The sequence below is a fragment of the Gordonia terrae genome (assembly GCF_001698225.1).
GTDB lineage: Bacteria > Actinomycetota > Actinomycetes > Mycobacteriales > Mycobacteriaceae > Gordonia > Gordonia terrae.
Genome location: NZ_CP016594.1, coordinates 2,409,334 through 2,433,823 on the forward strand (window position 1 = coordinate 2,409,334; position 24,490 = coordinate 2,433,823).

Genomic DNA, 24,490 nt, shown 5'->3' on the forward strand with positions numbered 1-24,490 from the left:
CTCAGCGGCGGGTGAGGACGTCGATGATGACGCGCAGATCGTCGGCGGTCGCCTCGTTCAACCGGCCGTGCGCGTGGACATAGCCGATGCCCGCGTACAGCAACGTCGTGGCCCGAGCGTGTGTCTCGGCCTCCGAGAAGCCGAGCTCGCGCATCGCCGAGATCGCGATCGAGAAGATCCGGCAGTCGAGCTGGTCGACCGAGTCCGCGATCGAAGCGTCGGTGTCGGCCCACCGGCGCAGAGCCGACTCCATCGCCCAGCGGCGCGGGTCGGACAGCAGGCGTGCCATCCCTTCCAGCCGTTCGACCGGTGGTAGGGCTTCGAGCGCCTCGATCCGATCGGCTGCCGCCGACTGAGCCCGCCGACAGTGTTCCGCGAGCGCGGCCTTCAATGCCCCGATATCGGTGAAATGCCAGTAGAAACTGCCCTTGGTCACACCGAGACGCGCGCTCAGACGCGAGATCTTCAGTGCATCGATGCCGTCGTCGACCAAGATCTGGGTCGCGGCCTCCAGCCAGTCGTCCACGCTCAACCGCGAGCCGCGGCGCGGGGTGGATTGATCCACGGGCTGATCCGGCATGGAGTCACCTCTGGTCGGGTCTCGCGACGTCTGATTTTAGTAATGGCAAAGTCTCAGATACACATCGCTCGATCGAAGAGAAACCTTACAACCGCGGATGGGTGGTTCGCTCGACTAAAGCTAAGGGTCACCTAATCTGGAAGGCGTAGGGTTGACGCCTGAAAGGGAGGTTCGATGGCGAAACGCGTGAACACGATGACGGTGCTGCGGAGCGAGCGGATCAGTCCGCACTTCGTGCGCCTGTTCCTGGGTGGAGAAGGATTCGACGACTTCCAGCCGGCGCTGGGGAAGTCCGGGGAGCCCGACACCGACATGTACGTGAAGTTCGTCTTCGCGCCGCCGGGTGTCACCTACCCGGAGCCGTTCGATCTCCAGGAGATCCGTTCCGCCGAGCCGGCGGAACGCCAACCGGTGCTGCGGACCTACACCGTCCGCCGCGTGGATGCGGCGGCCCGCGAGCTCGTCGTCGACTTCGTCGTCCACGGCAGCGAGGGCATCGCCGGCCCCTGGGCGGCGTCGGTCCAGCCGGGGGAGACGATCCGGTTCATCGGCCCGGGCAGCGGTTACCGCCCGCGGACCGACGCTCCCTGGCACCTGCTGGCCTGTGATGAGGCCGGACTCCCTGCGGTGGCGGCCGCACTGGAGGCGCTGCCCGCCGACGCCGTCGCCAAGGTCTTCATCGAGGTGGCCGGTCCCGAGGACGAGCTCGAACTCCGGGCGCCGGTCGGGGCGGAGATCTCCTGGGTGCATCGCGGCGGACCCGCGGGCGAGGTGGGCGACTCACTCGCCGGCGACAACGCCCCGCTGATCGAGGCGGTCCGCGCGGCGGAATGGCTCGACGGCGAGCCGCACGTGTTCATCCACGGTGAGGCGCAGGCGGTCATGCACAACCTGCGGGCCTATGTCCGCAAGGAACGCGGAGTGGGGGCGGCGAACGCGTCGATCTCCGGCTACTGGCGGCGCGGACGGACCGAGGAGGGCTTCCGGCAGTGGAAGGCCGACCTGCGTGCCGAGGAAGAGGGTGTCGGCGCCCAGGGCTGACGCGAACCGACCATCGTGGCACCGATTCGGCCACGACGCCGCGTGTGCTGTTGCGCCCGGCTGCCCGACACGGTGAGGTCGTGACCATGCTCGACGACTTCGCCGACCACCTGCGCCTCGAGAAAGGGCGCAGTGAGCACACGATCCGTGCCTACGTCGGTGGTGCTCGTGCGCTTGTCTCGTTCGCCGGTGCCCGGGGGATCGAGGTCGGCGCCATCGACCTCGCACTGCTGCGGGCCTGGCTCGCCGAACTGACCCGTCGTGGCGCTGCGCGGACGACCGTCGCCCGACAGGTCTCGGCGGCGAAGACCTTCTGCGCGTGGGCGGTCCGCGAGGGCTACCTGGCCACCGACCCGTCGCAGCGACTGAAGGCGCCCAAGGCGCACCGGACCCTGCCCGCGGTCCTGGCCCCCGCCCAGGCCGAAGCCGCGATCGCGGCCACCGGCGTGGACCGAGCGGCCGACGACCCGATCGCACTACGCGACCGGGTGATCCTGGAGCTGTTGTACGCGAGCGGGGTTCGCGTGGGGGAGCTGTGCGGGCTGGACGTCGGTGACGTCGATGCCGACCGGCGGGTGGTGCGCGTGATCGGCAAAGGCGACAAGGAACGGTCGGTGCCCTACGGCGAGCCGGCCGCGCGCGCGATCGACGACTGGCTCCGGACCGGACGCCCGGCCCTGGTGACCGACGCCTCGGGGGCGGCGCTGCTCCTCGGTGCCCGCGGGGGCCGGTTGGACCAGCGGATGGCGCGCTCGGTCGTGGCACGGGCGGTCCACGCGAGCGGCGGGCCGGCGACCGGACCGCACGGGCTCCGCCACAGCGCCGCCACACACCTGCTCGAGGGCGGTGCCGACCTGCGCGTCGTCCAGGAACTGCTCGGGCACTCGTCGCTCGCGACGACACAGATCTACACCCATGTGAGCGTCGAGCGCCTGCGCGCCGTCCATCGTCAGGCGCACCCGCGGGCCTGAGGACTCCGGGCGGCGCGCCCGTCGGTCATCCAACCGGTTTGAGTCGGACTCGGACCGCGCCGAGCAGTCCCAGCGGGTCCATGTAGTCCGACCCGCGGCCGCTGCCGCGCCGAGCTCCCCAGTGCAGGCAGACGACCACCGGGCAGCCCGGATGCCCGCCGATCACCGTCCCGATGATCTCGCCACGAGAGACGTGGTCACCCGCCGCGACGCGGGCCTCCACCGGCTCGTACGTCGTGATCACACCGTCGGGATGCGCCACCGAGACGACCGGCCGTCCCACGACCGTTCCCGCGAACCGCACCCGCCCGGCACCGGCCGCGCGGACGGCCTGTCCGGGCCCGGCGGCGAGGTCGACGCCCCGGTGCCCCCGCTGCCAGCGTTTCTCCGGTTCGTCGAAGGCCGTCACCACGGTCGGCCGAGGTGTCAGCGGGGCCGAGTACACCCCGTCGGTGGAGGCAGTGGCGATCGGACCGGCACACCAGAGGGCGGCGAGCACGAGCGTGGCCACGACACGCGGTGAAGGAAATGGCACCTGGATTGGACGCAGCAGAGGCCGTGCGGGATCCGCCGGTCGGTGCACCGGTGCCGGATTCGCACTCCGACGTGGGCGAAGGCGTTTTGGTGTTCCTTCCGCGGCGGCGTAAACTTCTCACCGCACCTCATCGATCGTTGATGAGGTGACTTCGCGCGCCTGCATTCGGTTCCGTGTTGCTCAGCGGCTTCGACGCCCTGACCAGCACAGTCGAGAAAACACACGCCAAGTGAGCAGTCCCGGAACGGTCCATGCCGTCCCGGGTGGCACTCGGCCGCAGGCGCCAGGGTCGGTACCGACGGTGCCGACGACAACTGCGAGAAAAGGACGATCATGGCTGTCGTGACCATGAAGCAGCTGCTTGACAGCGGCGCACACTTCGGGCACCAGACCCGCCGTTGGAACCCGAAGATGAAGCGATTCATCTTCACCGACCGCAACGGCATCTACATCATCGATTTGCAGCAGACGCTGACCTACATCGACAAGGCGTACGAGTTCGTCAAGGAGACGGTCGCCCACGGTGGCACCATCCTCTTCGTCGGCACCAAGAAGCAGGCGCAGGAGTCGATCGCCGCGGAGGCGACCCGTGTCGGCATGCCGTACGTCAACCAGCGCTGGCTCGGTGGCATGCTCACCAACTTCTCGACCGTCCACAAGCGCCTGCAGCGCCTGAAGGAACTCGAGACCATGGAGCAGACCGGTGGCTTCGAGGGTCGCACCAAGAAGGAAATCCTCATGCTCACGCGTGAGAAGAACAAGCTCGAGCGCACGCTCGGCGGTATCCGTGACATGGCCAAGGTCCCCTCGGCCGTGTGGGTCGTCGACACCAACAAAGAGCACATCGCCGTCGGTGAGGCGCGCAAGCTGAACATCCCGGTCATCGCGATCCTCGACACCAACTGCGATCCCGACCTCGTCGACTACCCGATCCCGGGCAACGACGACGCCATCCGCAGCGCCGCGCTGCTCACCCGTGTCGTGGCCTCGGCCGTGGCCGAGGGTGTCCAGGCCCGTGCCGGTGCCGCCAGTGGCGACGCCAAGCCCGAGGCCGGCGGCGGCGAGCCCCTGGCAGAGTGGGAGCAGGAACTGCTGACCCAGGCTGCCGCGCCGACAGGCGGCGACGCCGCGACCGACGCACCGGCCGCTCAGTAGTCCCGACTGCTCTGCAGTCCGGTCCCAACACACTTCCCGAAGGAGGCTCGCCGACGATGGCGAACTACACCGCAGCTGATGTGAAGCGTCTCCGTGAGCTCACCGGCTCTGGAATGCTCGACTGCAAGAACGCGCTGGCCAACAACGACGGCGATTTCGACAAGGCCGTGGAAGAGCTGCGCATCAAGGGTGCCAAGGACGTGGGCAAGCGCGCTGAGCGTTCCACCGCCGAGGGCCTGGTCGCGGCCAAGGACGGCGCGCTCATCGAGATCAACTCCGAGACCGACTTCGTCGCGAAGAACGGTGAGTTCCAGCAGCTCGCCGACGACATCGTGAACGCGGCGGCCGCGGCCAAGACGAACGATCTCGACGAACTGAAGAAGGCTCCGCTCGGCGACGGCACCGTCGACGAAGCGGTCGCCGCCCTCTCGGCCAAGATCGGCGAGAAGCTCGAGCTCCGTCGCGTGGCGTACTACGACGGCCCGGTGGCCGTGTACCTGCACAAGCGTGCCTCCGATCTGCCCCCGGCGGTCGGTGTGCTCGTGTCCTACACCGGTGAGGGCGAGGGTGCCGAAGAGGCCGCTCGCGGCGCCGCGATGCAGGTCGCTGCTCTGAAGGCGCGCTACGCCACTCGTGACGAGGTTCCCGCGGACGTCGTCGAGAACGAGCGTCGTATCGCCGAGCAGACCGCCAAGGAGGAGGGCAAGCCGGAGCAGGCTCTGCCCAAGATCGTGGAGGGTCGCGTCAACGGCTTCTACAAGGATGTCGTGCTGCTCGACCAGTCGTCGGTGCAGGACTCCAAGAAGACCGTGAAGGCACTGCTCGACGAGGCCGGCGTGACCATCAAGGGCTTCACCCGGTTCGAGGTCGGCCAGGCCTGATCGAACTCGCTCCACATCGCCCCGTCTCCGTCGAGGAGACGGGGCGATGTGCGTTCACGGGGTCTGTCGTGTCCGCAGAGCAATCGTGAGTGCCGCGATCGCCATGGCGACGAGGCCCAATGTCACCAGGGTCGTCTGCAGCGCGGCCAGGAACGTCCGGGCGGTCACCGACCGCGCCGCATCCTGGGTCCAGGGTCGGGCTTGCGCGGCGACCGCGGCGACCGCCGGCGACGTCGGTCCGCCTGCGCAGGCGGGCGCCGGTCGCTCCGGATGAGCGGACCGCAGCTGATCGCTCGCGCAGGAGGCGAAACGGTCGGCGACCGCCTCGTGGAGCATCGGCTGAACGGGTGACTCCGACAGCGAGGCAACGAGTTCGGCTCGCACGGCCGGAACCGTCTCGGTTGTCTGGCCGGCCACCTGGCCGAAGAAGAAGAGGGTGACGACCGCCAGACCGAGCGAGGCGCCGATCTGCTGGACCGTGGGGATCGTCCCGGTTGCTGTGCCCACCGTGGCCTCGGTCGTGTCGGAGAGGATCGCCGCCTGCAGTGGTGCGATGAACAGACCCGTGCCCACGCCGCCGAGTACGAGGGGACCGAGAATCCCGGGCATCGGCAAGCTCTCCGCTGCCGGTTCGATGATCATCGCGAGCCAGACGAATCCGGCTCCGACGGCGACGGATCCGGTCGTCAGAGTGAACGGAGCCGTGAACCGGGCAACCACCCGGGGCGAGCAGAGCGAGCCGACGGCGGCGCCGATCGCGAAGGGCAGGGCCAGCATCCCGGTTCGGAACGCCGAGTAGCCGAGTCCGAACTGGGCCGAGATCGACACGGTGAAGAAAAATCCCGCGAACACGCTGAAGAACACGAGGGACAGGAGAAGTCCGACCGCGAACCGGCGCGAGGCGAACAGCTGTGGTCGCAACAGGGGAGTGCCACCGCGGGCGTCGACGCGCACCTCGTGAAGGGCGAACAGCGCCAACAGGACTCCGGCTGCCCCGATCATCATCCACAGGATCGGGGGCCACCCCATCTCGCGTCCGAGGGCCAGTGGGTACAGCAGCAGGAACAGCGCCGTCGCCGACAGAACCACGCCCGGGACGTCCACGCGTCCCGGCGCCGGCTCGCGCGCGTCGGGTAGGCGGCGGTGGGCGAGCAGACAGGAGAGCAGGCCGAGCGGGACGTTGACGAAAAAGATCGCGCGCCAGCCCCATCCGAGGACGTCGGCGTCGACGAGCACGCCGCCGATCACCGGACCGAGGATGGCGGCGAGACCGGCGACGGCCCCGTAGACGCCGAAGACGAGTCCGTGACGCCTCTTGTCGAACAGGGCCGCGATGAGCGCCAGGGTCTGTGCGGACATGAGCGCCGCACTGACGCCTTGTATCCCGCGGAGGGCGATGAGCTCACCAGGGCCGGTCGCCACCCCGCACAGGACCGAGGTCAGCGTGAACGCCACCATCCCGGCGACGAACATCCGGCGGCGTCCGACTCGCGCCCCGAGCGTTGCCGCGGTCAGCAGGGTGCAGGCGAACGACAGCGTGTACACGGTCAGCACCAGGAGTTGCTGCGAGGTCGACGCACCGAGATCCCGTGCGAGATCGGGCAGAGCGATGTTGACGATGGTGGTGTCCAGCATCTGCATGAACACACCGAGCAGGCATCCCGCGAGGGCCGCCCATGCGCCCGGACGATCGCGCAGAGCGCCGGCGGTCTCCCGGCCCGCCGCGGGACCGGCGGTCACGGAGCGAGAGCCGGCAGCGATGGTCGGTAATCGCCGAGGTCGGCGACCGCCGACATCACCGCGACGAATCGTTCGACGTACTGCGCCACGGAGTCGTGCGCGATCTCGGTGTCGGGGTACAGCAACGTGATCGAGGTCTGGCCGGAGAACCGGTTGACCCACATGTACACCTCTTCGCTGCTCCCGCGATTGCCGAAGAGGCACCCGTTCCCGGCCTCGAAGATCTCGACGCCGGGCAGTTTGCGGACGTCGATGTAGGACACCATCGGTACCGCCCAGCCGGACCGGACCGCGATCTCGTCACCGGGTTCCACGAGTTCGAGCACCCGGTGAAACGAGATGTCGGTCAGCTCTTTTCCGGATTCGTAGCTACGCGCGGCCGCCGGCGCGAGGGAGCGGAACGTGGTGTCGTCGCCGACGGTGAGCGGAACGGGGATCAGGCTCGTGAACCAGCCCACCGACTTCAGTTCCGCGGCACCCGATCTCGTGCTCTTCGGGGTCATCCCGAAATACTCGGTCCGACCGGTGAACTCGGCATACACGAGGGCGGCCGCCGTCATGATCCCGGCGATCATGTTGGCGCCCAGATCGCGACAGATCTGCTCGAATCGCGCGGCCGTGAGCTCGTCGAACAGGGTCGAGTTCACGATTGCGCTGCGGGTGTAGGTCTGCGCGCCGGTGCCGAGCGGCAGCGGGAAGCCGGGCAGGTGCCCACCGTTGGCCTGCACCAGGTCGATCCAGCGCTGGACGTGCGGTGATCGGCGGGTCAGCCGGCGCGACACGGCGCGCTCGCGCACGCAGTAGTCGAGGTAGCTGCCGACCGGGGGCAGCTCGGCATCGCCGCCGAAGGCCTCGTTCATGTAGAGCGTCAACAGGTCCACGCAGGTGATGGCCTGGGAGATCCCGTCGGTGTTGAGATGGTCGGCCGCGGCGTAGAGGGTGAACCCGCCCTCCCACTCGATGGCCCCGAAGGTGAAACAGTCCCAGTTGAACGGCCCGGAGGTCTCGTCCTGCACGTGCGTCCGCAGTTGCGACGCGTCGCGGTCGCCGTGTGCGACCGGAACCAGTTCGACGACCTCCGGGGGCACGAGATGGCGGAGGACCGAACCGTCGTCCTCCATCGAGAACCAGGACCGAAAACTGTCGTGGCGCTTCACGAACTCGTTGACCGCCTTCGTCATCGCGGACACGTCGAGCGGTGCCGAGACGTCGAAGGCCATCAGGCAGAGCCGCGCGAAGCGGAACCCCGCGGACTCGTTGCGCCACGCCACCCGCAGGTACTCCTCCTGCTGGTGGGACGGCGGGGAGGGATGCACAGGAGCCCGATCGGCATTCGTCACCGAAGCGAGGGAGGCGACCCAGCTGGTCAGGTGACCGGGACGGGGCTCCCATTGCTCGATGAGGCCGAACTTCATCATGTGTGTTCCTCGATTCGCCTGTGGGAAAGTGGATCCGGCGACCGCTCGCTCGAGAGGCGTCCGAGGTCTCCCGGACGGTGGAGCGGCCGACCGGGACGCACCCTACCGCACGGTAACCTCGACGGTCGGGGAAACGGGACAACCTCGATGCGATGAGACGGTGTATCGGTTCGTGTATCTCTGTGTCATCGAATGCCGTTGCGGTGCTGGACGATTGACCCATGTGGACATCGGGCGGTGCGTCGGGCACACTGCCGGGGTTGCGCGTGTGACGCCGGTCGCACCCGAATGAAGGCGAGGGGTATGGACGACGGGTCTGTCAACGAGGACCGACCACGGCACCGGCACACGCCGGTGCGACCGGCCGTGCTCGTGATCGCGCTGGTCGCTGCGACTCTCGGGCTGGCGGTGCCCGCCGCCGCGACACCCGCGCCCGCTCGCATCGTCGGCGAGACGGTTCAACGCGGTGGTGAGATCGACGTCGCCGTCCGGTCGGCGGCGATGCGCCGGGTGGTCCCGGTCAAGGTGTGGCCCGCCCGCGGGAACCGGCCCGCGCCGACGCTCTATCTCCTCAACGGCGCGGCCGGCGGCGAAGGTGGGAGCAGTTGGTTCGACCGGACCGACATCCGGACCTTCTTCGCCGACGAGAACGTCAACGTCGTCGTCCCGATGGGCGGTGCGGCGAGCTACTTCACCGACTGGCACCGCCCCGATCCCGTGTTGGGGAGGCAGAAATGGGCGACCTTCCTCACCGAGGAACTGCCCGGGACGATCGACGACCGATTCGGCGGCACTGGGCGCAACGCGATCGCCGGGATCTCGATGGCGGGCACGTCGGTGTTCCAGTTGGCCTTGCACGCGCCGTCGGTGTACCGGGCGATCGGCTCGTTCAGCGGCTGCGCCCAGACCAGCGATCCGCTCGGCCAGGCTGTCGTCCGGATGGTCGTCGAGGGGCGTGGCGGCGCCAACACCCTGAACATGTGGGGACCCCCCGACGATCCCGCCTGGCGTGCCAACGACCCCTATCTGCATGCCGAGGCGTTCCGGGGGATGTCGATCTATGTCTCGAACGGGTCCGGGATGCCGGGACGGTACGACACCCTCGACGGCCCCGGCATCGACGGCAACGGCTCCAAGCTGTTCGACCAGATCGCGGTCGGGGCGGTGATCGAGACCGCCACGGCCCAGTGCACGCGGAATCTCCAGCGCCGGATGCGCGACATCGGTGTGCCTGCGACGTTCCACCTCTACGAGGGCGGCACGCATGCGTGGCCGTACTGGCAGGACGAACTGCATCGCGCCTGGCCGCAGTTCGAGGCGGCGCTGCGCGGCTGACCTCGCGCGAGGCGGTTTCCCGAGGCGCGCACGACGCGTGTCGCGGGTCGGTTCCGGTGACGACGTACGATAGTTCACCGAACCGACGAGTGAGGAAGCCGATGAGTGAAGCGTCCGACCCCATCCGGCGGGATGGATTCCGTAGGGTCTTGCTGAAGTTGGGCGGCGAGATGTTCGGTGGCGGCGAGGTCGGGCTCGATCCCGACGTCGTGGGCACCGTCGCCGACCAGATCGCCGACGTCGTCAATTCCGGTGTCCAGGTCGCTGTCGTGATCGGCGGCGGAAACTTCTTCCGCGGCGCCGAGCTGCAGCAACGAGGCCTCGACCGGAGCCGCTCGGACTACATGGGCATGCTCGGCACGGTCATGAATTGCCTTGCACTGCAGGACTTCCTGGAGAAGCGGGGAGTCTCGACCCGCGTGCAGACAGCCATCACGATGGGACAGGTCGCCGAGCCGTATCTGCCGCTGCGCGCGCAGCGGCATCTGGAGAAGGGGCGCGTGGTCATCTTCGGCGCCGGCATGGGCATGCCGTACTTCTCCACCGACACCACCGCCGCCCAGCGCGCGCTGGAGATCAAGGCCGAGGTGGTCCTGATGGCCAAGGCGGTCGACGGTGTGTACGACGCCGACCCGCGCACCAACCCCGATGCCACCCTCTTCACCGAGATCACCCATCGCGAGGTGCTCGACAAGGAACTCAAGGTCGCCGACGCGACGGCCTTCAGCCTGTGTATGGACAACAAGATGCCGATCTTGGTGTTCAATTTGCTCCAACAGGGCAATATCGCCCGTGCGGTCGCAGGCGATCGCATCGGCACCCTGGTCAGCACCTGACCCGACGCCCCACCCCGAGATCGACGAGAACCCCGACCGAACGGAACAAGGACGAACATGATCGACGACGCGTTGCTCGACGCCGAGGAGAAGATGGAGAAGGCGGTCAACGTCGCCAAGGAGGACATGGGTTCGATCCGGACCGGGCGCGCCAACCCGGCCATGTTCAACAAGGTCAACATCGAGTACTACGGCTCGTTGACCCCCGTCACGCAGGTCGCCAGCATCAACACGCCCGAACCGCGCCTCGTCGTGATCAAGCCGTACGAGGCGTCCACGCTGCGCGACATCGAGACCGCGATCCGCAACTCCGATCTCGGGGTGAATCCGACCAACGACGGCACGATCATCCGGGTGGCCGTCCCGCAGCTCACCGAGGAGCGGCGCCGCGACCTCGTCAAGCAGGCCAAGGGCAAGGGTGAGGATGCGAAGGTCGCGATCCGCAACGTGCGCCGCAAGGCCGCCGACGAGCTCAAGCGCATCCAGAAGGACGGCGAGGCCGGCGAGGACGAGGTCACCCGCGCCGAGAAGGAACTGGACAAGACCACGGCGACCTACGTGCATCAGATCGACGAGCTGGTCAAGCACAAAGAAGACGAATTGCTCGAGGTGTGAACGAGGTTCCGCAACGAGGCGGTGAGAAGAAGTCGCGTGCGGGGCGCGACCTGCCGGCCGCCATCGCGGTCGGCGGCACACTCGGCATCAGCATCATCGCGATCCTGATCTTCGTGCCGAAGGTCTGGTACGGCCTCGTGGCGGTTGCCTTCGCGATCGCCACCTGGGAGGTCGTCAAACGCCTCCGCACCGGGGGTTACGAGGTCGCGCTCTGGCCGCTGCTCATCGGCGGGCAGGCCATCATCTGGGCGAGCTGGCCCTGGGGTCCGACCGGCGCGCTCGTCGCGTTCGTCGCGACGGTGCTGGTGGCCATGGTGTGGAAGCTCCTCGGGCAGGGCATCAACCATGCGCCGGTCAACTACCTGCGCGACCTCGCGGTCACCGTCTTCGTGCTCGCGTGGCTGCCGCTGCTCGCCTCCTTCGGCGCACATCTGGTGGTGCAGGACGACGGAGCCGCGCGGGTCGCCACGCTGATGGTGGTCGTGGTGTGCTCCGATGTCGGCGGTTACGCCGCGGGCGTGCTGTTCGGCAAACACCCGATGGCGCCGGCCATCAGCCCGAAGAAGTCCTGGGAAGGCATGGTGGGGTCGCTGGTCGTCGGCACGGTCGGTGCCGTCGGCTGCGTGGTGTATCTGCTCGGGAGCCACTGGTGGATCGGCATCATCCTCGGACCGGTCCTGGTTGTCTGTGCGACCCTCGGCGACCTGGTCGAGTCGCAGGTGAAGCGCGACCTCGGGATCAAGGACATGGGCACGCTGCTGCCCGGGCACGGCGGGATCATGGACCGGCTCGACAGCCTGCTGCCGTCGGCGTTCGTGGTGTGGGTCGTGCTGACCGGATTGCTCTGACCGGGCGCTACTTCGCGGCTTTCTTCAGCGCACGCCGCAGTTGCAACATGCGCAGGCCACCCACCAGTGCGACGATCAGCGCGCCGGCGATCGCCGCGATGAGCAGGCTCACCCCGAGTGGCAGATTCACCTCCCAGAACAGCAGCTCGATGGTCTGCGAGCCGAGGTTCTGGACGATGAAGACCAGCAGCAGGACGAGGATGATCGCACCGATCACCACTCCGAACCAGGTGGCTCTGGTGCGTGTGTGCTCGACGTCGGCGACCGTGCGTCGGAGACGATCGCGGGGGTCGGGCTCGGGGGAGTGCTGCTCGGGGGTGTGCGGGTGGCCGGCCGCCGGGACCGGCGACCCGGCGGGTTGTTCGCCCCACGCTGGTACCGAACCCGTGTGCGGTCGGTCCTCGGGTGTCGTCATCGCTTCATCATGACATGCGACAATGGCGAAATGACCTCATTGCCACTTGTGTTCGACGCGCCCCGACGCGGGCGTCCGCCGACACACTTCGCCGACCTCGACGCCGCCGGTCGCGTCGCGGCGCTGGCCGAGCTGGGGCTGCCGAAGTTCCGGGCCGACCAGTTGGCCCGGCAGTACTACGCGCGTCTCAACGGGAACGTCGACGAGATGACGGACCTGCCGGCCACCTCTCGCGAAGCGGTGCGGGACAAGCTCTTCCCGCAACTGCTCACCCCGGTCCGGCACATCTCGTGCGACGACGACTCGACACGCAAGACGCTGTGGCGCCTGCACGACGGCACTCTCCTGGAGAGCGTCCTCATGCGCTACACCGAACGCAACACCCTGTGTATCTCGAGCCAGGCCGGGTGCGGCATGGCCTGCCCGTTCTGCGCGACCGGGCAGGGCGGGCTCGACCGCAACCTGTCGACCGCGGAGATCGTCGACCAGGTCCGGGCCGCCGCGCGCGCGCTGCGGGACGGCGAGATCGGCGAACCAGGGCGCTTGTCGAATGTCGTGTTCATGGGCATGGGCGAGCCGCTGGCCAACTACAAGCGGGTCGTGAGCGCGGTCCGGCAGATCACCTCGCCCGCGCCGGACGGACTCGGCATCTCGGCGCGCTCGGTGACCGTCTCGACCGTCGGTCTCGCGCCGTCGATCCGTCGGCTCGCCGACGAGGGGCTCGCGGTCACGCTCGCCGTGTCGCTCCACACGCCCGACGATGAACTCCGCGACACCCTCGTCCCGGTCAACAACCGGTGGTCGGTCGCCGAGGTGCTCGAGGCTGCGCGATACTACGCCGACACCACCGGACGGCGCGTCTCGATCGAGTACGCCCTCATCCGGGACGTCAACGACCAGCCCTGGCGCGCCGATCTGCTGGGGGAGAAGCTGCACCGCGCGCTCGGATCGTTGGTGCACGTGAATCTCATCCCGCTGAATCCGACCCCGGGCTCGGAATGGGACGCCAGTCCCAAACCGGTCGAGCGCGAATTCGTCCGGCGGGTCCGCGAGCAGGGAGTCTCCTGCACCGTCCGCGATACGCGCGGTCAGGAGATCGCCGCCGCATGTGGCCAGCTCGCGGCCGAAGAGCGCTGAGTCTCGACGAGGCAGACACGAGAAACGCCGAGCGGATCACCGCTCGGCGTTTTCTCTGGGTCTGGCGAGGTGGCCGGTCAGGACCACTTTCCGCGGTTCATCCACCAGCCGCGGACTGCGAAGAACAGCGTGCCCACGGCGAAGGCGATGAGGTAGAGGTCCTCGATGTGGCCGGTGTGGTTGCCGATGATCATCGCGAGCAGGAACAGCGCGAAGAAGATGGCCGCACCGTAGAAGGTCTTGGTCGCCGCGCCGTGCCAGCCGAACCGGGCGGACGGGGCATCGGCGGGCTCGCGGCGCCAGCCGGTGTCGATGACCTCGACTTCGCCATGCCTCCCATCGCCGTGCCCCACAGTGTGCTCCACATCGGTGCTTGCCACAGCCACTCCTCACAGCGCGGATGTCAGATGTCTGACGATCGGTAGTAGTTCTCCGAGCAGCATAGCGGCACGCCCCGCCCGCGGGTCGGTCCGGTGTCGCCGGCCACGGTGGGCCGCGCGACCCGATGGTCCAGAATGGGTGCGTGCCCACACGTGTGCTGATCCTCGGTTCCACCGGTTCCATCGGCGTCCAGGCGCTCGAGGTGATCGCCGAGCATCCCGACCTCTTCGAGGTCGCCGGTCTCGGTGCCGGCGGGTCGAACCCCGATCTCCTCGCCGACCAGGCCGCCGCGTTCGGCGTTCCGGCCGCGCGGATCGCCGTCGCGGACACCGCGCGGGCGCAGGAGCTCGCGGACCGTCTCGGCGGCCGGGTCCTCGGCGGACCCGACGCCATGTGTGACCTCATCGACGCGGTTGTCGCGGACACCGGTGTGGATGTGATCCTCAACGCGGTCGTCGGCTCGATCGGGCTCGCACCCAGTCTCGCCGCGCTCCGCTCGGGTGCCCGGCTCGCGCTGGCGAACAAGGAGTCGCTCGTCGCCGGCGGCGCCCTCGTCCTCGACGCCGCGGCGCCCGGGCAGATCGTGCCGGTCGATTCCGAACACTCCGCCATCGCCCAGTGCCTGCGCGCCGGGACGGCCGCCGAGGTCGACCGGCTGGTCCTCACCGCGTCGGGCGGCCCGTTCCGCGGGTGGTCCCGCGCACAGCTCGAGGACGTCACCCCCGAGCAGGCCGGCCGACACCCCACCTGGTCGATGGGTCCGATGATCACCCTCAACTCGGCGACCCTGGTCAACAAGGCTCTCGAAGTCATCGAGGCGCACCTGCTGTTCGACGTCGACTACGACCGCATCGACGTCACCGTCCACCCGCAGTCCATCGTCCACTCGATGGTGACCTTCGTGGACGGCGCGACGGTGGCGAAGGCCTCGCCGCCGTCGATGAAGCTGCCCATCGCGCTGGCGCTGGGCTGGCCGGACCGGGTGCCCGGTTCGTCGGCGGCGTGCGACTTCTCGACCGCGTCGTCGTGGACCTTCGAGCCGGTCGACGACGCGGTGTTCCCCGCGATCGATCTGGCGCGGCGCGCCGGCAGTGCGGGGGGCAGCCTGACGGCGGTCTACAACGCGGCCAACGAGGCCGCCGCGGCCGGGTTCTTCGCAGGTGCGATCCGGTTCCCGCGCATCGTCGAGGTGATCGAGGAGGTGCTCGGCGAGGCCGATCAGTGGCGCCGGACGCCAGGTACTGTGGAAGAGGTCTTCGCCGCCGATCGGTGGGCCCGGGATCGCGCTGCGCAGCTGGTCGCGGCGGCATCCCGCTGATCGGCGGCCCTCGTGAGCGGGTGCGTCCCGTGATCCGGATGGAGTAGGTACGTGAGTTTCGCGATCGGCGTCACGCTGTTCGCCGTGGCGCTGTTGCTGTCGGTCGCCTGGCATGAGTGTGGTCACATGTGGGCCGCCCAGGCGACGGGCATGAAGGTCCGACGCTACTTCGTCGGCTTCGGTCCCACGATCTGGTCCACCCGCCGCGGCGAGACCGAGTACGGGATCAAGGCGCTGCCGCTGGGCGGTTTCTGCGACATCGCGGGGATGACCCCGCACGAGGAGCTCGCCTGGGACGAAAAAGACCGGGCGATGTACAAGCAGAAGGCGTGGAAGCGCCTCGTCGTGCTGTTCGCGGGACCTGCTCAGAACTTCATCCTCGGCTTCGTCCTGATCATCATCGTCGGGCTGACCTTCGGTCTGCCCAATCTCAACCCGGGACCCACCCCGGCGACCGTCGGCAAGACCCAATGCGTTCCGGCGACGATCACCATCGAAGGGAACACACAGACCGACGCACCCTGCGGTGGCACCGGTCCCGCGGGCGCCGCCGGCCTGCTCCCCGGTGACGACATCGTGGCGATCGACGGCCGGCCGGTCGGCCAGGCCTCGGACCTGACCCCGGTGATCCGCGAGTCCACCGGCCCGGTCGCCCTGACCGTCGACCGGGACGGGCAGCGACTCGACCTGACGATGACTCCCGAACCCGTGACGGTCACGGCGACGCGTGCCGACGGCACCAGCGAGACACAGACCTACAACATGGTCGGCATCGAATACGACGTCCCGCCGGGGATCATCCAGTACGGCGTCACCGACATCGTGCCCGGCGCGTTCGCCTTCACCGGCGACCTGATCGTCGAGACGTGGAACGCGCTGCTGTCGTTGCCGTCGAAGATCGGCGCCCTGTGGACGGCGGTCACCGGCGGGGAGCGCGCACTCGACACCCCGGTCAGCGTGTACGGCGCCTCCGTGCTCGGCGGGCAGGCTGTCGAACGCGGCCTGTGGGACATGTTCTGGATGCTGCTGATCAGCATCAACTTCTTCCTGGGCCTGTTCAACCTCGTGCCGCTGCTCCCGCTCGACGGCGGGCACATGGCCATCGTCGGCTACGAGAAGGGCCGCGACACGATCCGCCGCTGGTTCGGCCGCGCGCCCGGCGGAGCCGTCGACTACTACAAGCTGCTCCCGATCACCTACGCGGCGGTGGTGGTGATGGCGGGCTTCATGGTCCTCACGCTGACCGCCGACATCGTCAACCCGATCAACCCGTGGTGAACACATCCGGGGTGAGCCCGCACGACGAACACCTTGTGACCCAGCCCGAACACACCGACACTCCGATTCCCCAGAGGTGAACGAGATGAACGCCCCGACTTCCGCGAACGCCGTGCCGATCGGACTCGGCATGCCCGCCGGGCCGCCGCCGGTGCTCGCTCCGCGCCGCAAGACCCGCCAGCTGTTCGTCGGCTCGGTCGGGGTCGGCAGCGATCACCCGATCTCGGTGCAGTCGATGACGACCACCAAGACCCACGACATCAACGCGACCCTGCAGCAGATCGCCGAGTTGACCGCCTCCGGCTGCGACATCGTGCGCGTCGCGTGCCCGCGTCCGGAGGACGCCGAGGCGCTGCCGATCATCGCCAAGAAGTCCAAGATCCCGGTGATCGCCGACATCCATTTCCAGCCGAAGTACATCTTCTCCGCGATCGACGCCGGCTGCGCCGCCGTGCGCGTCAACCCCGGCAACATCAAGGAGTTCGACGGACGCGTCAAAGAGGTCGCCAAGGCAGCCGGTGATGCGGGTATCCCGATCCGCATCGGCGTGAACGCCGGCTCCCTCGACAAGCGCATCCTGCAGAAGTACGGCAAGGCGACGCCCGAGGCGCTGGTCGAGTCGGCCCTGTGGGAGGCGAGCCTGTTCGAGGAACACGGCTTCGGCGACATCAAGATCTCGGTGAAGCACAACGACCCGGTGATCATGGTCGAGGCCTACCGGCAGCTCGCCGCCGCCAGCGACTACCCGCTGCATCTCGGCGTCACCGAGGCCGGCCCGGCATTCCAGGGCACCATCAAGTCCGCGGTCGCCTTCGGCGCGCTGCTGAGCGAGGGCATCGGCGACACCATCCGGGTCTCGCTCTCGGCGCCGCCTGCCGAGGAGATCAAGGTCGGCGACCAGATCCTGCAGTCGCTGAACCTCCGCCCGCGCAAGCTCGAGATCGTCTCGTGCCCGTCGTGCGGCCGCGCCCAGGTCGACGTCTACAAACTCGCCGACGAGGTCACCGCGGGACTCGAGGGCATGGAGGTCCCGCTGCGCGTCGCCGTGATGGGCTGCGTGGTCAACGGCCCCGGTGAGGCCCGGGAAGCCGACCTCGGGGTCGCGTCCGGCAACGGCAAGGGACAGATCTTCGTCAAGGGTGAGGTCATCAAGACCGTCCCCGAGGCGCAGATCGTGGAGACCTTGATCGAAGAAGCGCTGCGGATCGCCGAGGAATCAGGAGAAACTGGAGACAGTACTCACGTGGGCCCACCCGTGGTGACCGTCTCGTAGGTCGGGCGCAAGGCTCGAGAGGGAGGAGCGGCGTTGCTGAAGCTTCTGGGCGACAAGCCGCTCGGTGCTCGTGATGCGGCTGTCGTCGAGCGCGTCCTCACCTCGGACCCGGTGGCGATGTGCATGGTCGCGGCCCGATTCGAGACGCACGGGATCAATCCGCGCCTGCTCGGTGGTGAACTGTGGACGGCGCACGACCCGGCGTCGTCGCTGTGTTTCTCCGGGGCCAACCTGATCCCGCTCAGCGGGTCGCCCGGAGACCTGGACTACTTCTCCGATCGCGCCATCGCCGGACCGCGAGCCTGTTCGTCGATCGTCGGCCGCGCCGAACTCGTGCTCCAGATGTGGGATCAGATCGAGCCGGTATGGGGTCCGGCGCGCGAGGTCAGACCGGTGCAGCCACTGCTCGCGCTCACGACCTGCTCGGCGGTGCCTGTCGACCCGCTCGTGCGGCTGGTCACCCTCGACGACCTCGACGCGTACATGCCCGCGGCCGTCGACATGTTCATCGGGGAGGTCGGCGTCGATCCGACGGCCGGGGACGGCGGCCGGTCGTACCGGCGGCGTCTCGCCTCGCTCATCACCGCGCAGCGGGTGTTCGCGCGGTTCGACGGCCCCGACGTGGTGTTCAAGGCCGAGATCGGCTCACTGTCCCGTCGAGTCGGCCAGATCCAGGGTGTCTGGGTCGCCCCGGACCGGCGTGGTGAGGGGCTCGGGCTGGGCGGTACCGCGGCGGTCGCCGAGGCGGTGGCCGCGCACGGTCGCATCCCGAGTCTGTACGTGAACAGCTTCAATGTCACCGCACGCGCGGTGTACGACCGCATCGGGTTCACCGAGGTCGGCACCTTCGCCACCGTCCTCGTCGACTGAACGCCCCACCGCGTGGCGTCCCGGTAATCCGACCGCGCCACCCTAGACTCGACGTCGATGTGGCACATGCGAACTCGATGGACCCCGGCGGTGATCGTCGCGCTGTGTGCTGCCGTGACGGTGGCGACGGTCGGCTGTTCGGCCTCCGAGGACGACGGCCCGCGCCATGCCGCGGAACGTTTCCTCCAGGCCTACGCCGACCGTGAGGTCGGATCCGCGGCCGCGTTGACCGACGCGCCCGCCGCCGCCGAGTCCGCGATGGAGGCGGCCTGGTCCGGTCTGGGTGCCGAGGCACTCGAGTCGCAGGCCGGCCGCGTCCGCGTCACCGGCGACACCGCCGAGGTCGACGTCGACTACCGCTGGGCGCTGCCGCGCGGTCGCGACTGGGCCTACGACGCCACCCTGCGGATGGGCCGGTCCGACACCGGGTGGGCGGTGCGCTGGGCGTCGACGAACATCCACCCGAAACTCGGTGCGGATCAACGACTCTCGCTCCAGATCGTCGAGGCGCCGCGGGCCACGGTCAACGAGGCCGACGGCTCGGAGGTGATGGTCAACGGCAGCGTCGTCGGCATCAACTTCGATGCGTCCGCCGCCGCCGAACAGGGCGCGCCGATCGCGGAGTCGGTGACCGCTGCGGTGGCGGTGCTGCGTCGGTTCAGTCCGTCGCTCGACGAACAGACGATCACCGAGCAGGTCACCGCGAACCGGCAGCAGTACCCGCTCGCCCGGCTTTCACATGAGCAGTTCGACCGCCTGCGCGATCAGCTGGCGATCCCCGGTGTGGTGACCAACGAACAGGCCGAACTGGTCCCCGAGGACCCGCAATTCGCGCCCGCCCTGCTCACCGAGGTCAAGAAGGTCGTCGACTCCGAGGTGTCGGGTCGGGCGGGCTGGCGCGTGGTGACGGTCAATCCCAACGGGCTCGACGCCGACGTGCTCGCCGACCACGACCCGGATCCGGCGCCGGCGGTCTCGCTGAGCCTGTCGCGGACGGTGCAGAACGCGGCCCAGCGAGCGGTCAACGCCACCAATCGTTTCCAGATCGCGCTGGTGGCCGTGCAACCGTCCACCGGACGCATACTCGCGGTCGCGCAGAACCCCGCCGCGGACCGACAGGGCCCGATCGCCACGACCGGTCTGTACCCGCCCGGTTCGACGTTCAAGATGGTGACCGCCGCGGCTGCCATCAGCCACCGGATGGCCACCCCCGACACCCCCGTCGGATGTCCGGGCGCGATCCAGATCGGGCCACGACTGATCCCGAACTACGACGGCTTCTCGTTGGGGACCGTGTCGATGCTCCGGGCGTTCGCGCAGTCCTGCAACACCACGTTCGCCAAGCTCGCCAGTGAGATGGGGCCGTCGGACCTTGCGCATGCCGCGGCCGCGATGGGCATCGGACAGCAGTACGAGATCGCCGGTCTCGACGCGGTGTCCGGCTCGGTGCCGATCGAGAACGAGCTCGTCGCCCGCAGCGAGGACGGCTTCGGGCAGGGCAAGGTGCTCGTGTCCCCGCTGGGCCTCGCGCTGGTGGCGGCAACCGTCGCCAACGGCACCAAGGCGCCGGTGCCCCAACTCATCCTGGACAAGCCCACCAAGGTCGAGGGCCCGAGGCCCACCATGGCGCCCGAGGTCTACGACCAGCTGCGTCCGATGATGCGTGCGGTCATCACGAGCGGAACCGCGTCGGTGATCGACGGTCAGGGAGCCGTGTTCGGCAAGACCGGTGAGGCGGAGTTCGCCGGCGGTTCGCATGCCTGGTTCGCCGGGTACCGCGGCGACATCGCCTTCGCGACCCTCGTCGTCGGTGGTGGTGACTCGAACAACGCGGTGGCCGTCACCCGGGATTTCTTCGGTGGTCTCGGACCGGGGTACGCGATTCGCTCGGCGTCCTGACCGGCAGGACCACGCGTCGACCGGCGTGCTCGATCACCTCGACGGGGTGATCGTAGGTGCGACTGAGTAGATCGACGGTCATCACCTCCGACGTCGGTCCGATCGCCAGCAACCGGCCGTCCTTCATCACTGCCACCCGGTCGGCGTAGGCGGCCGCGAGGGTCAGGTCGTGGACCACGAGCAGCACCGCGTTCCCCGCGTCGCGGTGAACCCGCAAGATGTCGAGGACCTGCTCCTGGTGGTGGATGTCGAGGGCGGCGGTCGGCTCGTCGAGCATCATCACCGGGGTGTCCTGGGCGAGTGCGCGTGCCAGGGATACGCGTGCCTGCTGGCCGCCGGAGAGCTGCCCGAACGGGCGGTCGGCGATGGCGCCGAGTTCGCACAGAGCCATCGCGTCGGCGATGACGGCGGGGGAGTTCGCGGCGCGCGGTGTCCGCAGCCACGGGTACCGGCCCATCGCGACGACCTGGGCCACGGTGAAGGGCGTGTCCACGCGGTTCAGCTGCGTGACCAGCGAGCGGTGTCGGGCGAGTTCGCGCATCGAGGTCGAGGTGACGTCCCGACCGTCGACCTCGATGTGTCCCCGCTGTGGTGCGCGGGTGCCCGACAGTGCCGACAGCAGCGTCGACTTGCCGCACCCGTTGGGGCCGACCAGCGCGACGAGTTCGCCCGGACCGACGTCGAGGGAGACCCCGCGGACCACCTCGCGCCCGCCCAGGACGACCGAGACGTCCCGGGCGTGGATACCGAGGACCGTGGTCGCCGGCTTGTCGGCGGTCACCATCCGGCACCCGCATGACGGCTTCGACGCAGCAGGATGAAGAAGACCGGACCGCCGATGAGGGACGTGAACATCCCCAGCGGGAGGTCGGCGTCACCCAGCATCGTCCGGGCGGCCAGGTCGGCGCCGGTGATGACCAGTGCTCCGCCGATGACGCTGGTCGGCAGCAGGATCGCGTGGCGCGGCCCGACGATGAGACGCATCACGTGCGGCACCACCAGGCCGACGAACGCGATGATCCCGGCGAAGGCCACTGCGGCGGCGGTCAGCACCGCGGTCAGGACGATCGCCTGTCGGCGGACGGCCTCCACGTTCACGCCGAGGGAGGCGGCCTGGATGTCACCGAGGGCCAGCAGGTCGAGCTTGTGCACGAGGAACAGACAGGCGGCGACACCGCCGATCACCAGTGGTGCCACGACCCAGATCTCGCTCCAGGTGCGGCCGGCGAGCGAGCCGAGCTGCCAGAAGATGATCTGCTCGCGAGCCGCGGTGGTGGCGACGAAGGTGAGGAACGCGATGATCCCCGCGGCGAACGCGTTGACCGCGATACCCGTGAGGACCAGCATGATCGCCGACGACGAACCGTCTCGGAGCGACAGCAGGTACACCGCCGCGGCCGTGATGAGGCCGAACACGAAAGCGGCCCCGGCGAGAGCCCAATTGCCCGCGGCGCCACCGACTCCGACGGTGCCGCCGGCCAGCACGATCATCAGACAGGCGCCGACCGCGGCGCCTGAGGAGACGCCGATGATGCCCGGTTCGGCCAACGGATTCGCCAGCACCCCCTGGAGGAGGCAGCCCGCGGCGCCGAGTGCGGCACCGACGAACAGACCGAGCACGATGCGGGGGAATCGCACATTCCAGAGTGCGCCCTCGCCGTTCGGGTGTGACGGGAGTGGTCCCAGGTCGAGGTGGAAGTGGTGGGCGATGCTGCCGAGGACCTCGAGTGGCGGCACCGACACCTTGCCGGTACCGGCCGACACGATGACGAGAACGACGGTGGCGGCCAGCATCACCGCCACCACCGTGAGGTCGCGGACCCGGTGCGGTGTGCCGCCCGGGGGAGTGGCGACCGCCGACGAGGTCGTCGGCTCGGTCGTCGGCTCCGTCGTGGTCCGCGCGGGGTCGGTCATGCGTAGATCGACCTCGCGAGGGCGCCGAGCACCAGTCCGACCTCGGGTCCGAACGCCAGGATCTGACTCTCGTCCATCTGCACGACCCGTCCGTTGCGGCCGGCCTCGGTGTCGGCCACACCCGGCAGGGTCAGCACTCCCTCGGGCCCGCCGACGGTGGCGGCGCCCTGGGTCATCACGAGGATCACGTCCGGGTCGGCGGTGATCATGGCCTCGGCGCTGATCGCGGTGAACGCGCCGGTGAGATCGGCTGCCGCGCCGGCATCCCGGCCACCGAGCGCCTCGATCAGGTCGTCGGCGCCCGATCCGGGCCCGGCCAGCAGCAGCAGGTTGCGTCCGCGGATGTAGAGGAACGCCATCGTGGGATCCCCGGACGGGTCCGGTACCAGTGCGCGCGCCTGCTCGATCTGGGCGTCGGTCCGCGCGACGAGCTTCTCGCCGGCGTCGGCGACGCCGAGAGCGGCCGCCACCGAGCGGATCAGGGTGTCGTTCGACTCCAGGTTGCGGGCGGCCGGGAACACGACGACCGCGACCCCGGAGTCGCGGATCTGGTCGACTGCGGCGGTCGGCACGGTGGACTCGCTGACCAGCAGGACGCTCGGGTCGAGTGCGAGAACCGATTCGGCGTTGAGACTGTGCCCGCGGTTGGTGACGACCGGGAGTGACCTCGCCGAGGGGAAGGCGGTGGACGTGTCACGCCCCACCACGCGAGACCCGAGTCCGAGGTTGTACACGATGTTGCCGAGGGTTCCGTTGATGTCGACGGCGATGATCCGGTCGGCGTCGTCGACGGTCACGTCGCCGTACCGCAGTGAGTCGACGGTCGCGGGCAGCCGGGGAGCAGGGTTCTCGACGACGGGAGTGACATCGGACTCCGCGAGCGTCGCGGTCTGCGGGCCGGTGCGCAGATGCGCGCCCGGCGAGTGCCTGTCCTGCTCGATCGGGGTCACGAAGCATGCCGACAGGCTCAGTACGGCCAGCACCATCACGAGCGCCGCCCGCCACCCCCTGGTCCGCACTGCCTCACCTCCACCGTCGACCCCGATGGCCTCCCATCGGCTCCTCCCGGCGAGCTTAGTGGCGTTCGGTCCGGAGTCCGCCCACGGGCCTCGCCGCGACGGGCAGGGATAGTCTGGACCGCATGCCAGTTCGTAGTGCCCTCACGCCTGGGATCGTGTCGCCCGTCCGGTCCGTGCCCGACTCCATCGAACGTCCCGAGTACGTGTGGAAGCCCACGGTCAACGAGGGCCACGAGCCCTGGGTGCAGACCGCCGAGACCATCGAGAAGATGCGCATCGCGAGCAAGATCGCGGCCAACGCACTCGCCGAGGCGGGCCGGGCCGTCGCCCCGGGTGTGACCACCGACGAGCTCGACGCGATCGCGCACGAGTACATGATCGACCACGGCGCATACCCATCGACGCTGGGATACAAGGACTTTCCGAAGTCGTGCTGCACGTCGCTCAACGAGGTGATCTGCCACGGCATCCCGGATTCGACGGTGATCGAGGACGGGGACATCGTCAACATCGACGTCACCGCCTACATCCACGGCGTGCACGGCGACACCAACGCGACGTTCCTCGCCGGCGACGTCGATCAGGAGGCTGTCGACCTCGTCGACCGGACCCGGATCGCCACCGAGCGGGCCATCAAGGCCGTCAAGCCGGGCCGCGAACTGAATGTCGTCGGTCGCGTCATCGAGTCCTACGCGAACCGCTTCGGCTACACGGTCGTGCGCGATTTCACCGGCCACGGCATCGGTGAGACCTTTCACAACGGGCTGATCGTGCTGCACTACGACGAACCGAATGTCGACACGGTCCTCGAACCCGGGATGGTGTTCACGATCGAGCCGATGATCAACCTCGGCGCGCTGCCGTGGGAGATGTGGGACGACGGCTGGACCGTGGTGACCGCCGACCGTCGGTGGACCGCCCAGTTCGAGCACACCCTCGTCGTCACCGACGATGGCGCCGAGATCCTCACCGTGCCAGACAACTGATACAGGCCAGACAACTGAACCGGGCCGGACAACTGAGTTCGGGCC

At 68.8% G+C, this 24,490-nt stretch carries 24 protein-coding genes; 15 read left to right on the plus strand and 9 right to left on the minus strand.

Annotated elements, in window-relative coordinates:
- Position 1 precedes the first annotated feature (1 nt).
- Positions 2 to 580: a TetR/AcrR family transcriptional regulator gene (locus tag BCM27_RS10905; protein WP_004572286.1), complete on the minus strand. Its 579-nt coding sequence runs from the start codon at positions 578 to 580 to the stop codon at positions 2 to 4.
- 174 nt (positions 581 to 754) lie between these two features.
- On the opposite strand from BCM27_RS10905, the gene BCM27_RS10910 reads away from it, so the two are divergent.
- Together BCM27_RS10910 and BCM27_RS10915 are read left to right on the plus strand one after the other, a co-directional pair.
- Positions 755 to 1,621, plus strand: a complete 867-nt coding sequence (locus BCM27_RS10910) for a siderophore-interacting protein (protein WP_004572285.1) — start codon at positions 755 to 757, stop codon at positions 1,619 to 1,621.
- Positions 1,622 to 1,707: 86 nt separating this feature from the next.
- Positions 1,708 to 2,592 carry a tyrosine recombinase XerC gene (locus BCM27_RS10915; RefSeq protein WP_004572284.1) on the plus strand — a complete coding sequence of 295 codons (885 nt, stop codon included), beginning with the start codon at positions 1,708 to 1,710 and terminating at the stop codon, positions 2,590 to 2,592.
- 25 nt (positions 2,593 to 2,617) lie between these two features.
- On the opposite strand, the gene BCM27_RS10920 is transcribed toward BCM27_RS10915, so the two are convergent.
- Positions 2,618 to 3,103, minus strand: a complete 486-nt coding sequence (locus BCM27_RS10920; RefSeq protein WP_004572283.1) for a M23 family metallopeptidase — start codon at positions 3,101 to 3,103, stop codon at positions 2,618 to 2,620.
- 357 nt (positions 3,104 to 3,460) lie between these two features.
- On the opposite strand from BCM27_RS10920, the gene rpsB reads away from it, so the two are divergent.
- Together rpsB and tsf are read left to right on the plus strand one after the other, a co-directional pair.
- Entirely contained in the window at positions 3,461 to 4,282 is an 822-nt protein-coding gene (gene rpsB / locus BCM27_RS10925; protein ID WP_004572282.1) for a 30S ribosomal protein S2, read from the plus strand.
- A 56-nt stretch (positions 4,283 to 4,338) separates the two neighbouring features.
- Positions 4,339 to 5,163 carry a translation elongation factor Ts gene (tsf, locus tag BCM27_RS10930; RefSeq protein WP_004572281.1) on the plus strand — a complete coding sequence of 275 codons (825 nt, stop codon included), beginning with the start codon at positions 4,339 to 4,341 and terminating at the stop codon, positions 5,161 to 5,163.
- Positions 5,164 to 5,217: 54 nt separating this feature from the next.
- On the opposite strand, the gene BCM27_RS10935 is transcribed toward tsf, so the two are convergent.
- Both BCM27_RS10935 and BCM27_RS10940 read right to left on the minus strand, forming a co-directional pair.
- Positions 5,218 to 6,804 carry an MFS transporter gene (locus BCM27_RS10935; RefSeq protein WP_081486963.1) on the minus strand — a complete coding sequence of 529 codons (1,587 nt, stop codon included), beginning with the start codon at positions 6,802 to 6,804 and terminating at the stop codon, positions 5,218 to 5,220.
- Between the two features lie 95 nt (positions 6,805 to 6,899).
- Positions 6,900 to 8,321, minus strand: a complete 1,422-nt coding sequence (locus BCM27_RS10940) for a condensation domain-containing protein (RefSeq protein WP_004572279.1) — start codon at positions 8,319 to 8,321, stop codon at positions 6,900 to 6,902.
- 303 nt (positions 8,322 to 8,624) lie between these two features.
- Between BCM27_RS10940 and BCM27_RS10945 the strand changes: the two genes are divergently transcribed.
- The 4 genes from BCM27_RS10945 to BCM27_RS10960 all read left to right on the plus strand — a co-directional run bounded on the left by BCM27_RS10945 (position 8,625) and on the right by BCM27_RS10960 (position 11,955).
- Positions 8,625 to 9,656 (plus strand): alpha/beta hydrolase, encoded by a 1,032-nt coding sequence (locus tag BCM27_RS10945; RefSeq protein WP_004572278.1) that lies wholly within the window; start codon positions 8,625 to 8,627, stop codon positions 9,654 to 9,656.
- Between the two features lie 101 nt (positions 9,657 to 9,757).
- Entirely contained in the window at positions 9,758 to 10,492 is a 735-nt protein-coding gene (gene pyrH, locus BCM27_RS10950; protein WP_004572277.1) for a UMP kinase, read from the plus strand.
- A gap of 57 nt (positions 10,493 to 10,549) precedes the next feature.
- On the plus strand, positions 10,550 to 11,107 hold the full coding sequence (gene frr, locus BCM27_RS10955; RefSeq protein WP_004572276.1) for a ribosome recycling factor: 558 nt from the start codon (positions 10,550 to 10,552) through the stop codon (positions 11,105 to 11,107).
- Positions 11,104 to 11,955, plus strand: a complete 852-nt coding sequence (locus tag BCM27_RS10960; protein WP_004572275.1) for a phosphatidate cytidylyltransferase — start codon at positions 11,104 to 11,106, stop codon at positions 11,953 to 11,955. The genes frr and BCM27_RS10960 overlap by 4 nt, the downstream gene beginning before the upstream one ends.
- 7 nt (positions 11,956 to 11,962) lie before the next feature.
- Here BCM27_RS10960 and BCM27_RS10965 read toward each other — a convergent pair whose 3' ends face one another.
- The gene (locus tag BCM27_RS10965) at positions 11,963 to 12,370 is read right to left on the minus strand and encodes a LapA family protein (RefSeq protein WP_004572274.1); all 408 of its coding nucleotides are present in this window, start codon (positions 12,368 to 12,370) and stop codon (positions 11,963 to 11,965) included.
- 30 nt (positions 12,371 to 12,400) lie between these two features.
- On the opposite strand from BCM27_RS10965, the gene rlmN reads away from it, so the two are divergent.
- Complete coding sequence (gene rlmN, locus BCM27_RS10970; RefSeq protein ID WP_033203494.1) at positions 12,401 to 13,507, plus strand: dual-specificity RNA methyltransferase RlmN; 1,107 nt, start codon at positions 12,401 to 12,403, stop codon at positions 13,505 to 13,507.
- 77 nt (positions 13,508 to 13,584) lie between these two features.
- Here the strand turns inward: rlmN and BCM27_RS10975 are convergent, their stop codons facing one another.
- Complete coding sequence (locus BCM27_RS10975; protein ID WP_004572272.1) at positions 13,585 to 13,887, minus strand: DUF2631 domain-containing protein; 303 nt, start codon at positions 13,885 to 13,887, stop codon at positions 13,585 to 13,587.
- A 125-nt stretch (positions 13,888 to 14,012) separates the two neighbouring features.
- Here BCM27_RS10975 and dxr point away from each other — a divergent pair, with 125 nt between their 5' ends.
- The 5 genes from dxr (at position 14,013) to BCM27_RS11000 (ending at position 20,526) form a co-directional block, all read left to right on the plus strand.
- Complete coding sequence (gene dxr / locus BCM27_RS10980) at positions 14,013 to 15,206, plus strand: 1-deoxy-D-xylulose-5-phosphate reductoisomerase (protein WP_033203492.1); 1,194 nt, start codon at positions 14,013 to 14,015, stop codon at positions 15,204 to 15,206.
- Positions 15,207 to 15,257: 51 nt separating this feature from the next.
- Positions 15,258 to 16,484 carry a M50 family metallopeptidase gene (locus BCM27_RS10985; protein WP_004572270.1) on the plus strand — a complete coding sequence of 409 codons (1,227 nt, stop codon included), beginning with the start codon at positions 15,258 to 15,260 and terminating at the stop codon, positions 16,482 to 16,484.
- 85 nt (positions 16,485 to 16,569) lie between these two features.
- Positions 16,570 to 17,757, plus strand: a complete 1,188-nt coding sequence (gene ispG / locus BCM27_RS10990) for a flavodoxin-dependent (E)-4-hydroxy-3-methylbut-2-enyl-diphosphate synthase (RefSeq protein WP_004572269.1) — start codon at positions 16,570 to 16,572, stop codon at positions 17,755 to 17,757.
- Between the two features lie 33 nt (positions 17,758 to 17,790).
- Positions 17,791 to 18,627, plus strand: coding sequence for a GNAT family N-acetyltransferase (locus tag BCM27_RS10995; protein WP_004572268.1), 837 nt, complete (start codon positions 17,791 to 17,793; stop codon positions 18,625 to 18,627).
- Between the two features lie 57 nt (positions 18,628 to 18,684).
- Entirely contained in the window at positions 18,685 to 20,526 is a 1,842-nt protein-coding gene (locus BCM27_RS11000; RefSeq protein WP_033203486.1) for a penicillin-binding transpeptidase domain-containing protein, read from the plus strand.
- Here BCM27_RS11000 and BCM27_RS11005 read toward each other — a convergent pair.
- From BCM27_RS11005 to BCM27_RS11015, 3 genes are read right to left on the minus strand one after another with little or no spacing between them, the layout of a single operon-like run.
- Complete coding sequence (locus BCM27_RS11005) at positions 20,468 to 21,310, minus strand: heme ABC transporter ATP-binding protein (RefSeq protein WP_004572266.1); 843 nt, start codon at positions 21,308 to 21,310, stop codon at positions 20,468 to 20,470. The two genes, BCM27_RS11000 and BCM27_RS11005, sit on opposite strands and share 59 nt — an antisense overlap.
- Positions 21,304 to 22,440 (minus strand): FecCD family ABC transporter permease, encoded by a 1,137-nt coding sequence (locus BCM27_RS11010; protein WP_004572265.1) that lies wholly within the window; start codon positions 22,438 to 22,440, stop codon positions 21,304 to 21,306. Before BCM27_RS11010 ends, BCM27_RS11005 begins: the two co-directional genes overlap by 7 nt.
- Positions 22,437 to 23,459, minus strand: coding sequence for a heme/hemin ABC transporter substrate-binding protein (locus tag BCM27_RS11015; RefSeq protein ID WP_004572264.1), 1,023 nt, complete (start codon positions 23,457 to 23,459; stop codon positions 22,437 to 22,439). Before BCM27_RS11015 ends, BCM27_RS11010 begins: the two co-directional genes overlap by 4 nt.
- Positions 23,460 to 23,581: 122 nt before the next feature.
- On the opposite strand from BCM27_RS11015, the gene map reads away from it, so the two are divergent.
- Complete coding sequence (gene map / locus BCM27_RS11020) at positions 23,582 to 24,445, plus strand: type I methionyl aminopeptidase (RefSeq protein WP_033203484.1); 864 nt, start codon at positions 23,582 to 23,584, stop codon at positions 24,443 to 24,445.
- The last annotated feature ends 45 nt before the right edge of the window (positions 24,446 to 24,490 follow it).

Excerpts from the sequence above, each read along its gene's own strand:
- BCM27_RS11000 (WP_033203486.1), top strand. The coding sequence starts at position 18,685 with ATGTGGCACATGCGAACTCGATGGACCCCGGCGGTGATCGTCGCGCTG.
- rpsB (WP_004572282.1), top strand. The coding sequence starts at position 3,461 with ATGGCTGTCGTGACCATGAAGCAGCTGCTTGACAGCGGCGCACACTTC.
- BCM27_RS11010 (WP_004572265.1), bottom strand. The coding sequence starts at position 22,440 with ATGACCGACCCCGCGCGGACCACGACGGAGCCGACGACCGAGCCGACG.
- tsf (WP_004572281.1), top strand. The coding sequence starts at position 4,339 with ATGGCGAACTACACCGCAGCTGATGTGAAGCGTCTCCGTGAGCTCACC.
- map (WP_033203484.1), top strand. The coding sequence starts at position 23,582 with ATGCCAGTTCGTAGTGCCCTCACGCCTGGGATCGTGTCGCCCGTCCGG.
- BCM27_RS10945 (WP_004572278.1), top strand. The coding sequence starts at position 8,625 with ATGGACGACGGGTCTGTCAACGAGGACCGACCACGGCACCGGCACACG.
- pyrH (WP_004572277.1), top strand. The coding sequence starts at position 9,758 with ATGAGTGAAGCGTCCGACCCCATCCGGCGGGATGGATTCCGTAGGGTC.
- BCM27_RS10935 (WP_081486963.1), bottom strand. The coding sequence starts at position 6,804 with ATGCAGATGCTGGACACCACCATCGTCAACATCGCTCTGCCCGATCTC.
- BCM27_RS11005 (WP_004572266.1), bottom strand. The coding sequence starts at position 21,310 with ATGGTGACCGCCGACAAGCCGGCGACCACGGTCCTCGGTATCCACGCC.
- frr (WP_004572276.1), top strand. The coding sequence starts at position 10,550 with ATGATCGACGACGCGTTGCTCGACGCCGAGGAGAAGATGGAGAAGGCG.
- BCM27_RS10915 (WP_004572284.1), top strand. The coding sequence starts at position 1,708 with ATGCTCGACGACTTCGCCGACCACCTGCGCCTCGAGAAAGGGCGCAGT.
- dxr (WP_033203492.1), top strand. The coding sequence starts at position 14,013 with ATGGTCCAGAATGGGTGCGTGCCCACACGTGTGCTGATCCTCGGTTCC.
- BCM27_RS10965 (WP_004572274.1), bottom strand. The coding sequence starts at position 12,370 with ATGACGACACCCGAGGACCGACCGCACACGGGTTCGGTACCAGCGTGG.
- rlmN (WP_033203494.1), top strand. The coding sequence starts at position 12,401 with ATGACCTCATTGCCACTTGTGTTCGACGCGCCCCGACGCGGGCGTCCG.
- BCM27_RS10905 (WP_004572286.1), bottom strand. The coding sequence starts at position 580 with ATGCCGGATCAGCCCGTGGATCAATCCACCCCGCGCCGCGGCTCGCGG.
- ispG (WP_004572269.1), top strand. The coding sequence starts at position 16,570 with ATGAACGCCCCGACTTCCGCGAACGCCGTGCCGATCGGACTCGGCATG.
- BCM27_RS10940 (WP_004572279.1), bottom strand. The coding sequence starts at position 8,321 with ATGATGAAGTTCGGCCTCATCGAGCAATGGGAGCCCCGTCCCGGTCAC.
- BCM27_RS10910 (WP_004572285.1), top strand. The coding sequence starts at position 755 with ATGGCGAAACGCGTGAACACGATGACGGTGCTGCGGAGCGAGCGGATC.